Source organism: Lysinibacillus sp. NPDC059133, assembly GCF_042755925.1.
Classification (GTDB): domain Bacteria; phylum Bacillota; class Bacilli; order Bacillales_A; family Planococcaceae; genus Lysinibacillus.
Map to the genome: position 1 here is coordinate 32025 of NZ_JBHZDH010000009.1, position 9553 is coordinate 41577.

The window sequence follows — 9553 nt, forward strand, 5'->3', positions numbered from 1 at the left end:
AAAATCTCCTTTTTACAATTAAATTGAAAACCATTAAACTCTAGTTTGTTGTCTTTGAAAATGCTTTTCGAATATAGGGTGGGCACTAAAAGTAAATTCCACATAAAATTAAAAATTTGACACCAAAAAATTTAGCTCTTTGTATTCCGTTTTCCATAAGTTAGTGTCGGATCTCCTCATACGCTATCTTTTCGTACAGGATTTATCTGTTTAGCTTTTTCTCGATGATGGCTCGTGCTCCGTGCTAAACCTTTTTACATAGAAATTAGGACTTCCACAAATAGTTACTATAAAGTTTTTCTACTTCATAGTTTTCAGTGTCCTTATATAGAGGATAGAAGTTTTATATGTTGTGATAAGAGAATTGAAATAATTAAGCGTTTATTGTTAAAAACAACGTAGTTATAGTAGAGATTATAAGTACCTAAGTTGTTTTTTCTTATATTGTAAAAATAGTATAATGAATGTAATAATTTGTTAGGCGCTATTATAGTACATTTGACTTAAATAAAACTCAAAAAGTACTTAAAAAATACTTAAAGTAGATAGGGAATTAGTAAGTGAAACGACGGAATTAGCAAAGGGGAAAATAAGGTTTATTGTAAAGGAGTACAAATATGAAATTAGAGCGGCTTTTAACGATGACAATGATTTTAATAAATCGGAAAAAGGTGACAGCCCAGGAGCTTGCCGATTTATTTAATGTGTCAGTGCGTACTATTTATCGAGATATTGAAACATTGAGCTGTGCTGGGGTTCCTGTTATTAGCCAGCAGGGGGTTAATGGTGGGATTAGTTTGATTGATGGCTATCGTGTTGATAAGCAGGTGTTGACGAAGGACGAGCTTACGTCACTTTCTATTGCCATTAAAAGTGCATTAACAACATACGAGGATTCACATGCTGAAGCAGTACTTGAAAAATTAACAGGTGTTGCGGATGAGGAAGTAAAACAATCGATTGATCAACTGTTTATTGACCTTAGTCCTTGGGGGCCAAACGTTATTTTCAAGGAACAGATAACTTTATTAAAAAAGGCAATTGAACGCGAATATTGTATAAGCTTTACGTACTCTACTACACATGGCTGTATAACAAGAAGATTATTAGAGCCACACACTTTAGTACAAAAGGGAAAGGTTTGGTATGTCTATGGCTATTGCACATTAAGAGAAGATTTTCGTTTATTTAAAATTTCAAGAATGAAGGATATACAAGAAGAGATGACGACTTTCCAGCGCAGGGAAGTCAATTTATCTGAACTTCCATGGGATAAGGAGTGGCATCACCCTCAAAATGTAGTAAACCTTATGTTATCTTTCGATTCTGCCATAACGACATTAGTAGAAGAATCATTTGGGGCTAAGCATGTAGATAATGAGAATTCAACTATTAACATTGCATTGCCTGAGGATGAATGGCTATATGGCTTTCTTCTTAGCTTTGGCCATCGCTTAAAAGTTTTAGAACCACCCCATATACGTGAGATTGTATTGAAGCGAGCCCAGGAAATTGTGGAGTTGTATAAAGAAATTTAACTTCTTTTAATTGATGACATACAGTTGTCAAGTTTCCTTTGTTATAGTCATAACAAATAGGACGAAGGGTGGATTTAATCATGCAAAGTTATTGTCAAAGCTGTGGAATGCCATTAGTGGATGAGGCATTACTTGGTACAGAAAAAGAAGGACGCAAAAGTGAGGACTATTGCACTTATTGTTATGAAGTAGGAGAGTTCAAACAGCCAAATCTAACAGTTGAAGAAATGATCGAAATTTGTGTACCGCAATTGAAGGAAGATGGTATGGCGGAAGAGGAAGCACGCCAAATGTTGACGTCTTTTTTACCAAGCTTAAAGAGATGGAGAAAGCATGATATACCAGAACCAGTTGTGATGAATAAAGAATTATTTCAAATTGTAGGAATTTCAGCGCGAACAAGCAATGCGAATGAAATTACCGCTCAAGCAAAAATCCCGCAATTATGGACGAACTTTTATCAACAAGATGTAATGGGACAAATAGCTAATGCAGTAAATCAAGTAACATATGGTCTGTATTCTGACTATGAAACAGATGTTAATGGAGAGTATTCCATTACACTTGGAGTGGAAGTATTAACTGCTGACGAAATTCCTGAAGGTATGGTTGTAAAAAAAGTGCCAGCCGCTAAATACTTAGTTTTTACTTCTGACAAAGGCCCATTTGAAGAAGTTGTTGTAAAAGCTTGGCAGGATGTCTGGGCTTGGTTCGCAAGCTCAGGTGTAGAGCGAACATACACAGGTGACTTTGAAATGTACGATGAACGTTGTGCCAACCCGCAAGAAGCTCAGGTCGATATTTATATTGCAATTAAATAATATAAACAAATTAAGCCTCCTATCTATGATAAATAGGAGGCTTGTTTGTTTAAAAAGGGCCCGATTTTGATATTTAGTTTGCTATCACCGTTTTTAGCATTTTATCAATGATCGGTATTATATTTGCTGTAATTTCTTTGGTTATTTCTAAAAAACGTATTTTGGTTGGGTCGGTCTAATCGCAAATGTATTAGTTTTGGTTTTTGCTTATCTATTAATATTAGCAATGGGAATTGGTGAACCATAAAACTTTGTGCTGTTGAAGTTCAAAACCTAAACATAAAAAAACAAGTCTCCAACCAATCAATTGGTAGGAGACTTGTCGTCATTTGCTGGAGGAATTACTTCTATTTCTGGCTCAATATGCACGAGTACCTGGCAGAAGGAATTTTCATCACAAACGGTTTTTTCAATCTCCTCTGTGATTCGGTGACTTTCAAAGACATTTAAGTAAGGATCAACGGTCACTGTTACGTCTATAAAATGCATATTGCCATGCGCACGGCCCTTAAAGTCTATGAGATTGATTACACCCTCAACATTGCGGATTAAAACGGATAATGTTTTGACCTCTTCAACATCAAAGGCATCTGTGAGGTTTTGAACGGCCTCCCAAAAGATTTCTACAGCTGTTTTAATAATAAGAAGTGCGACGAGTAGAGCTGTTATTGTATCGATAATGGGGAAGCCAAAAATAGCGCCAAAAATTCCGATTGCTGTACCGATACTGACAAGGGCATCTGAGCGATTATCATAGGCTGCAGCCTTAACGGCAGCACTTTTTATTTTTTGGGATAGTTCCAAATTATAGCGATACACGATATACATCACGACTGCACTGCCGATTGCCACAAAGGCTGTTAATAATGATGGTGCTGTGCCAGTTGGCTCCCATAGACTTTTTATCGAATTGATGAGTACCTGTAAGCCAACAATTAGCATAATGAATGATGCAACAAGTGAAGCAACTGTTTCAGCACGTAAATGGCCATATTGGTGATTAGAGTCAGGTGGTATTTGGGCAATGCGTAATCCAATTAATACCGCTATGGATGCGATAATATCAGTGGTATTGTTAAGTCCATCTGCTTTTAGTGCTTCTGATGTTCCGATATAGCCAATCGCTAGTTTTATTGAGCTCAGTATTATATACGTACCAATAGATAACCAGGCACCTTTTTCCCCTTGACGTAAATTTGTATAGAGCTCCATTTTGTTTCCTCCTAGCAAAACTTTCGGGCATTATAAAACGACCCCCTTCTCGTGTAAGGGAGTCGTTTTTTACGTATAGATTTATTTAATTTCAGTAGAAGCTCTTGCCAATATAGGTTGTGAGCAAACTACTAGTTTTATACCTAATCATACAAGCGTGACATGAATCATATCACGGCAAATACGATAAGCCAATTACCTATTTCAGCGGTTGTCCAAACATCCGCTGAAATAGTGGAACTCAGGCTTTGTGTAAGTTCAAAGCCTAATCTGAACCAATTATGCTGAGGCAAAATTGGTTTTTAGTCATGTACTTCATCGTTGTCATTTGATAAATCACGTTCAGGTATTTTCAGAACTTCTAAGTATAAAATATGGTGACCATCTAATTCTTTTGCGATAAATTCATAACCTTGTTCTTCAATACTGTCTCCTTCGACCGCATCAAAGCGCATTGTCATGAACCAACCACCGATTGTATCAATATCATCATCTTCTATGTCGGTACCTAGCATATCATTAACACTTTCAACTAGCATCTTCGCATCTAAAATAAAGTGATCTTCTGCAATCTCCTGAACCTCTGGAATTTCATCTTCATCGAATTCATCTTGAATTTCGCCGACAATTTCCTCAATAATATCCTCAATCGTAACTAGACCAGATGTTCCGCCATATTCATCCATTAAAATGGCCATATGAATACGTTCACGCTGTATTTTTAGTAACAATTCGTTAATTTGCGTTGTTTCCATTACGCGAATAATTGGCTGCATATAATCAATCACTAATTTATCGCCATTTGCTGGATCTTTAATGTAGGCGGTTAATAAGTGCTTCATATTGACTAAGCCGATAATATGGTCTTTGTCACCATCGATAATTGGGTAACGGGTATATTGCTCAACGCCCATTAAATCGAAAACTTCTCTAATCGTTAGTTCTTTTTCAATGCCGACGATTTCAGTACGTGGGACCATGACTTCTTTCGCAAGACGATCAGAGAACTCAAAAATACTGTTTACATATTCATATTCTGAAGTATTAATTTCTCCACCCTTTAAACTATCCGACAAAATCATACGTAACTCTTCTTCAGTATGGGCTACTTCTGATTCTGACATCATTTTCAAGCCGAAAAGGCCAGTTAAGCCACGTGCAGATCCGTTTAACAGCTTAATGATTGGATACGTAATGTTGTGGAATAAAATTAATGGGCCAGAAAGATTTAATGTTACAAATTCTGCTTTTTGGATGGCAAGTGTTTTTGGCGCCAATTCCCCTATTACAACATGCATAAAAGTTACAATTGAGAATGCAAGTATAAATGAAAGGACAGTAGTAAAATTTTCACTCAAATTTAGAAATTCAAACACTGGATTCAAGATAATCTTAAATGTAGGTTCACCAAGCCAACCTAGACCTAAAGCAGTGATCGTAATACCTAATTGACATGCAGATAAGTATTCATCTAAATCTGAAATTACACGTTTTGCATTTTTTGCTTTTTTATTCCCTTCGGCAAGCAATTGATCAATTCGTGTGGATCTTACTTTAACGATTGCAAATTCAGTTGCAACGAAAAATCCTGTCATTATTATTAGTAGGGCAAATGCCGCCAACCTTATGGTTATTTCCATTATGTCTCCGTCCAAATAATTCCTTTGCTCCCGCCCAAATGAGGGAAGGAAACAAAGTGTACACCTCCTATGATTTTAAAAATTGTTGAATGATTTAATCATAAAATATTTACTTGCAAAACACAAATATTGACAACAACTTTTTTAGTTAATTTTCAAACCGTAAATTAAAAAAATAAATAATTTCAAGCACCAAAAGATTGAAAATAAAAATTTGTTATGCTAACTTTAAATGTAGCAAAGAAGATAGTTTGTTTAGAGAAAGAAGCATTTACATCTCATATAAAACGACACGTCAAAAATCTCAAGGTGCTTACTTGCGGATTTTTTTAAATGAATTATTTTTAATAGCACAAATAAGGAGCCGTCTCATTCATATGAGGCGGCTCCTTTGTATTGTAGAAAAATAAAATAGATGGTGTCATAGTATCGCTTTTCGGCAGAACAAGGGGTTGATTTCCGTTCCGACTGGGCGCTTTGTTGTTGCTGTCGCTACGCTTTCGCACAGATAAAACAATTGTCGCTGTCGCTTCGCTTTCGCACAGAGCAAAGCTTCCTGGGGGCGTCGGGCTAACACGATGTTAGTCACGAAGGCGTTATCACAGGACGTGATGCTTTTAGCCTTCGTTCCTCTACCGCTGATCCCCAAGGAGTCGCCTAGTCTCCACTCCAATCAACCATTTTACATAAAATATATATTTTCTGGTATGTCACTATCATTTATAGTGATAAAACAAAATTCAGCAAATGTATGCGAAAAAGTAGCGGCAGCAATAACAGATGTTTTTGTAGCGAGAGCGAAGCGACACCTTAATTTCAAAATAGTTTTTCAACAAAAAAGGAGCCATTTTCATTCGTATGAGATGGCTCCTTCTGCTTTTTAATTTTTGTTGAAAGCGTAATTCAAGCACGCTTTTTCCACATCGTATAGCGTTTCTTTACCTGGTATTTCACCTGAGTAAAGTGAAATTGTAACAGGTGCTTTTTCTGCTATACCTTGTTTTGTCAAAACATAATTATTGCCCTTATATGTTAAAAACATATTTTTTGCAGGTCTTTTTCCGAAAGTACTAGTAGATGAATCGAAAAATCCTTTTAATTGACTGCAGTATTCATTGTAGAAATCACTTTTATAGCCAGAAAGGGCCTCGAATTTTTTACTATCAATAGCTTCATCCTCATTCGCTAATTCGAAAATCTTAGCCGAAAATTCAGAAAAAACTTCTTTTACTTTTGCGCGAATTAATGCTTTTGTATTATAACTGTTTAAGTCATCAGAAAGAGTGACTTTACTCATTGAAATAGCCTCCTGCATAAAAAAACCTTTAATACTTGATAACATAAATGTATAAGAAAAATAAGGGAATTTCAATATACTTAAACAATTTTAAGATAATAGCAATGCTAGAAATAGTAAGAAATAGGTATATTTATACAGTGGGAGTATGAAAAATATTACTTTTATTAGTCGTAAACATGGTACAACATAAGCTCGTGAATCATTTTTTTTACTTCCTCTTCGTTAGGAGGAATAGGTCCATTCCAATGTATAACGCCATCTTTTAAGTACTCCGCTGTATAACGTTCACGTTGATAAAAGAACGAAATGGACCAACCAGGAAGCTGGGAATTTTCAAATAAAGGCCTAAAGCTAAAATGCTGAATCATAACCAAACCCCATTTCTTTATATATGTAGTTAATATTATTCAAGGATAGTGGTCATTTTGCAACTCCAAATGTTATTCCTATCGTAAGAAGCTGATTAAAGGATATTTTGTTGATATATTTTGCTTATGTGTGTCCATTTAAACTGATTGTAGCTCACAGCGGACATTAGCACCTTCAAATCAATGAAGATGGATAAAAATAGTGAATCATCATACTTTAACAGGGGGTATTTCTTTCGTAGAAAATCATTGCTCTGCTATAATGAGTGCATTAGGCGACAAAATACGCCAATAGTGAATACAATTGAAATGAGAGGATACTAATGGATAATTTTCTAGTGACATTAATATTTATGGCCGTTATCGGTGCTGCAATCGGTGGTGTAACGAATCACCTAGCTATTAAAATGCTTTTCCGACCGCACAATGCTATATATATTAAAAATTGGCGAGTGCCTTTTACACCAGGTCTTATTCCAAAACGACGTGACGAATTAGCAAAGCAACTTGGGCTAACGGTTGTGAATTATTTATTAACACCTGAAACTTTTAGAAAGAAATTTTTCTCAAAGGATATTCAGGAAAAGGTAGAACAGCTTGTACAAACAAAGGTAGAAGAAACGATTTTTACAAATGATAAAACAATTCAGGATTGGCTATCATTAGCTGGATTTTCCGGTATGTCAGCAACAATTGAACAGAAGGTAGAAACGATTGTTGAGGGACAATTTGAATCAGTTAAGAATACACTATCAACGAAATCAATTCGTTCACTATTATCAGCCGATATTCAACATACAATTGATGCAAAGATACCAGTAGCGGTTGATCATATTTTAGAAAAGGGTGAGGATTATTTTTTATCACCCGAGGGCGAACTGACAATTAAGGCGATGATTGATGACTTCTTATCGTCAAAAGGATCACTTGGTGGAATGATTAATATGTTTTTAGGTGATTCTTCGTCGCTCATGACAAAGGTTCAGCGTGAGCTTATAAAATTTTTACAGAAACCAGGAACATCAGCATTATTAACGAAAATTTTTACGCAGGAATTGGAGAAATTAAAAGATCGTCCAGCAATGGATTTCTTACAGGATATTCGTTTTGAAGAAATATTATCGAAATTGCAAACTTACGTAAAAGAACAATTAGCAGTTGAAGAGCGCTTAAATTATCCTATTTCACATTACTGGCCAGAAGGTAATTCATGGATGAAGGAAACAGTGATTCCACAAGCCATTGAAAAAGCTTTTGTAAAAGCTGAAGAGAAATTAGAAGATGTGTTGAAACGCTTAAATTTACAAGAAATAGTACGTGAGCAGGTTGATTCTTTCCCTGTAGAGAAATTAGAGGAACTTGTACTAGGTATTTCTAAGCGTGAGTTTAAAATGATTACAGTACTTGGTGCAGTTCTTGGTGGATTGATTGGGATTGTGCAAGGGTTAATAGTTTACTTTATTTAAAAAGGAGAATTATGTTTATGATTAATATTTACAATGAAATTAATACGTTAGAGGCAACTTTTCGTAAAACACCTGAATTTGAAGTGTTAAATAAAGCTGTGACAGTGGTTAAGGAAGATGAAGAGGCATTAAATCTATTCAAAAATTTCCGTAAGGTTCAAATTGACTTACAGAAAAAGCAATTAAATGGCGAAGATATATTGGAAGATGAGCTTGTATATGCACAAAAAGCGGCACAGCTTGCACAGCAAAATGCAAAAATTTCTGCAATGCTTGAGGCAGAAATGAATGTAAGTAAGATAATTGAAGAAGTAAACCGCATTTTAATAAAACCTATTCAAGCATTGTATGAAGAATTTTAACAGCGAAGAAGAGCATCCAAACAGCGGAAAAGCATAATCTAGCGGCGAAGTTCAGCATCTAAGCAGCAGAACAACAGGTTCTAGCGTTGCAAACGAGAGCCCCGAAAAAGCAGATGCTATCATCGAGCTGATCAAACCGCTTTCTTAGGCATAAAAATACTAATAGTTGCACATATAACAAGTAAGAAGAAAACGTGTTTCCGCAAGCCGGAGCACGTTTTCAATTTATGGCTCAATATCTATTGGAGGTTATACTATGCATGTAATCATTGAATGGACCTATAAAGCGCAAAAGGGTGCTGAAACTGTTTTACGTTCAGAAGAAATGCCAGCAGCTCAAGCATTACTACTTGCAGAGGACATGGAGCGAACAGGGAGAGTAAAATCACTGCATTGTATCGATCGACAGGATACAAGTTGGTCTTTAAAGGAACTCAAGGCGTATTTAAAGGAAATTGACACAGAGCCACACAATATTACAGTCTATTTTGATGGTGGCTTTGATCGTGCAACAAATCAATCGGGGCTAGGCTGTGTGATTTATTATGAACAAAATGGCAAGCCGTATCGATTAAGACAAAATTCTTTTTCGTCAGAGCTTAAATCTAACAATGAGGCAGAATACGCAGCGCTTTATTTAGGGTTAGTTGAGCTTGAGCTATTGAATGTTCACCATTTGCCCGTTTGTTTCACTGGTGATTCCCAAGTCGTTATCAATCAATTGAGTGGGGAATGGCCAGCACTAGAAAAGAATTTATCTAGCTGGGCAGATAAAATCGACGCAAAGCTAGAGGAGCTTAGTATCCAGCCAGAGTACAAGCTGATAGCACGTAAAGAAAATTCTGA

The 9553-nt window shown here is 35.9% G+C and carries 9 protein-coding genes; 5 read left to right on the forward strand and 4 right to left on the reverse strand.

The window, feature by feature from the left end; all coding sequences use genetic code 11:
• The first annotated feature begins 617 nt into the window (after nt 1–617).
• A complete protein-coding gene (locus ACFXN8_RS07120) occupies nt 618–1538 on the forward strand; it encodes a helix-turn-helix transcriptional regulator (protein WP_386843947.1) in 921 nt (306 codons plus the stop codon).
• An 80-nt stretch (nt 1539–1618) separates the two neighbouring features.
• The gene (locus ACFXN8_RS07125) at nt 1619–2359 is read left to right on the forward strand and encodes a zinc ribbon domain-containing protein (protein WP_386843948.1); all 741 of its coding nucleotides are present in this window, start codon (nt 1619–1621) and stop codon (nt 2357–2359) included.
• Between the two features lie 303 nt (nt 2360–2662).
• Here the strand turns inward: ACFXN8_RS07125 and ACFXN8_RS07130 are convergent, their stop codons facing one another.
• The 4 genes from ACFXN8_RS07130 to ACFXN8_RS07145 all read right to left on the reverse strand — a co-directional run bounded on the left by ACFXN8_RS07130 (nt 2663) and on the right by ACFXN8_RS07145 (nt 6879).
• Complete coding sequence (locus ACFXN8_RS07130; RefSeq protein WP_386843949.1) at nt 2663–3571, reverse strand: cation diffusion facilitator family transporter; 909 nt, start codon at nt 3569–3571, stop codon at nt 2663–2665.
• A 302-nt stretch (nt 3572–3873) separates the two neighbouring features.
• The gene (locus ACFXN8_RS07135) at nt 3874–5211 is read right to left on the reverse strand and encodes a hemolysin family protein (protein WP_386843951.1); all 1338 of its coding nucleotides are present in this window, start codon (nt 5209–5211) and stop codon (nt 3874–3876) included.
• A gap of 880 nt (nt 5212–6091) precedes the next feature.
• Complete coding sequence (locus ACFXN8_RS07140) at nt 6092–6508, reverse strand: hypothetical protein (protein ID WP_386843953.1); 417 nt, start codon at nt 6506–6508, stop codon at nt 6092–6094.
• Nucleotides 6509–6675: 167 nt separating this feature from the next.
• Complete coding sequence (locus ACFXN8_RS07145; RefSeq protein WP_376075496.1) at nt 6676–6879, reverse strand: YheE family protein; 204 nt, start codon at nt 6877–6879, stop codon at nt 6676–6678.
• A 323-nt stretch (nt 6880–7202) separates the two neighbouring features.
• Here ACFXN8_RS07145 and ACFXN8_RS07150 point away from each other — a divergent pair, with 323 nt between their 5' ends.
• The 3 genes from ACFXN8_RS07150 to ACFXN8_RS07160 all read left to right on the forward strand — a co-directional run.
• Nucleotides 7203–8345, forward strand: coding sequence for a DUF445 domain-containing protein (locus tag ACFXN8_RS07150; protein WP_376075495.1), 1143 nt, complete (start codon nt 7203–7205; stop codon nt 8343–8345).
• A gap of 17 nt (nt 8346–8362) precedes the next feature.
• Nucleotides 8363–8707 (forward strand): YlbF family regulator, encoded by a 345-nt coding sequence (locus ACFXN8_RS07155; RefSeq protein ID WP_376075494.1) that lies wholly within the window; start codon nt 8363–8365, stop codon nt 8705–8707.
• 256 nt (nt 8708–8963) lie between these two features.
• On the forward strand, nt 8964–9553 hold a 590-nt coding region (locus ACFXN8_RS07160), incomplete at its 3' end, for a reverse transcriptase-like protein (protein ID WP_386843956.1).

Coding starts and splice junctions, on each gene's coding strand:
- ACFXN8_RS07120 (WP_386843947.1), top strand. CDS start 618: ATGAAATTAGAGCGGCTTTTAACGATGACAATGATTTTAATAAATCGG.
- ACFXN8_RS07125 (WP_386843948.1), top strand. CDS start 1,619: ATGCAAAGTTATTGTCAAAGCTGTGGAATGCCATTAGTGGATGAGGCA.
- ACFXN8_RS07130 (WP_386843949.1), bottom strand. CDS start 3,571: ATGGAGCTCTATACAAATTTACGTCAAGGGGAAAAAGGTGCCTGGTTA.
- ACFXN8_RS07135 (WP_386843951.1), bottom strand. CDS start 5,211: ATGGAAATAACCATAAGGTTGGCGGCATTTGCCCTACTAATAATAATG.
- ACFXN8_RS07140 (WP_386843953.1), bottom strand. CDS start 6,508: ATGAGTAAAGTCACTCTTTCTGATGACTTAAACAGTTATAATACAAAA.
- ACFXN8_RS07145 (WP_376075496.1), bottom strand. CDS start 6,879: ATGATTCAGCATTTTAGCTTTAGGCCTTTATTTGAAAATTCCCAGCTT.
- ACFXN8_RS07150 (WP_376075495.1), top strand. CDS start 7,203: ATGGATAATTTTCTAGTGACATTAATATTTATGGCCGTTATCGGTGCT.
- ACFXN8_RS07155 (WP_376075494.1), top strand. CDS start 8,363: ATGATTAATATTTACAATGAAATTAATACGTTAGAGGCAACTTTTCGT.